We start from the raw sequence: 1,575 nt of genomic DNA, 5'->3' as shown, positions 1-1,575 counted from the left end.
ACGCGCCGACCCGGTCGCCCTCGATACCACCGATATTCCCCCGCGCCCCCAGGTACGCGCCTCGGCAGCCATTGCCAACCGCCGGCCCCGCTCGTTCAACCTCGGCAGCAATGCATCCAGACGTGCCTTCATCGCCGCAAATTCCCTCGACCGCCCGTCCGCCACACTCGGATTCTATCGGAGCGATCAACAATGCCTGATCAACGCCTTGCCGGGTAGCGGGCAGGGATCTCACCTGCCCGCCCCCACAGATCCGGACATGAACCTCTCAGCTCATCCGGCTCGTGCCCTCCAGTCCTTCGATCAGTACCGCATCGCCCAGTGCACGAACAGGTTGGGCTCCCGTTCCCGGACTACCTTCAACCATTGCCGCGCCCGCCGTTCGCTGCGGGACAGTCACCTGTATTTCCACCGCGCCCAGCGCATCAGATGACGGTCGATACGCTCGTACAGTGGGATCACCATGGTCGGGTAGAACGCGGTGAAGTAGTTCAACCAGCCCCTCAGGACCGGGTTCAGCCACCGCGCGATCTCGGCGAGGGTTTGATTCGTGCGCCGATGGATCCGCCAGGATGCTATCCTGCGGCTCATCTCAGCCAGCTTCTCCGGAGCCACCGCCGGCAGGAAACCTGTATAGACCTGCTTCCGTTTCCTATCGAAGGCCATCCGAGGACGAAATGCATACCCGCAGAACGTGAACGTCACCTGCTCGAACTCCTGGCGACGTCGACTGTCCTTGCAGTACACGATCCGCGTCTTGTCAGGATGCAGCTGTAGCCCGATCTGGACGAACCGGCGTTCAACTGCCTCCCATACCTGACGAGCTTGCCTTTCGGTCCCTCTTGAAACACCGCTGTCGGCATACCGCAACCGCATCCAACGGGGAACGCCCTGGACGGTAGCCATAGGAATCGTCATGAAATACCTTCTCCACGTTCGGCTCCAGCGCCATAACCGCCGCTGTTTGCGCCACCCTGTCGACCACGTTCGGGATACCAAGAACCCTTGTCCCACCCTTCTTGGGTATCTCCACCGCGCGGACCGGACCGGGGAAGTAACTACCCGACGACATACGATTCCACAGTTTGTAGAGGTTGTCTTTCAGCCTCTCCTCGAACTGATCGATCGACACACCGTCGGCCCCGGCCGCTCCTCCATTCTCCCTCACTTTCAACCATGCGTCCCATACCAGAAGCTTGGGAATTTCATGCGACTTGACCTGAGACCTCGGCTCACTCATGTGACTCCTCCCATTCCTGGTTGGCCACACGTGTTCGCCTGGATGGCCCCGCCCCTTGGCTCCACCCCCACTGCGATACGCAGAGGATTCACAGCTACTACGGGCGAGTCCGCCGGCGTGTCCCGCATCGGTACTCTGCTCCTCGCGGTTCTCGCCGCTTGGAGTCATCCCTCTCGACGCCAGAATTCGGCGTCCATATCGGGACACACCTTCACACGTTCCATACGAGAGCCTGGCCCGGACTCATGCTGCCTATATGCCAATGCCACTCGGTTAAGGAGGAGGGGTGTTCGTCCATCCCGACACGCCAACACCCGATCCCTTTCCGGTCAACT

General features: G+C 61.0%; 1 protein-coding gene and 1 pseudogene. Both read right to left on the bottom strand.

Translation table 11 applies throughout. The features are described 5' to 3' along the window. Positions 1–132: pseudogene (locus MXD60_RS26210) on the bottom strand (ISAzo13 family transposase); the annotation flags it as partial. Between the two features lie 264 nt (positions 133–396). Then, a complete protein-coding gene (locus MXD60_RS26205; protein ID WP_248822378.1) occupies positions 397–918 on the bottom strand; it encodes a group II intron maturase-specific domain-containing protein in 522 nt (173 codons plus the stop codon). Positions 919–1,575: the final 657 nt, after the last annotated feature.

It is taken from the genome of Frankia sp. AgB32, assembly GCF_023243045.1.
Lineage (GTDB): Bacteria > Actinomycetota > Actinomycetes > Frankiales > Frankiaceae > Frankia.
This window is presented reverse-complemented; position numbering and strand designations above follow the sequence as displayed.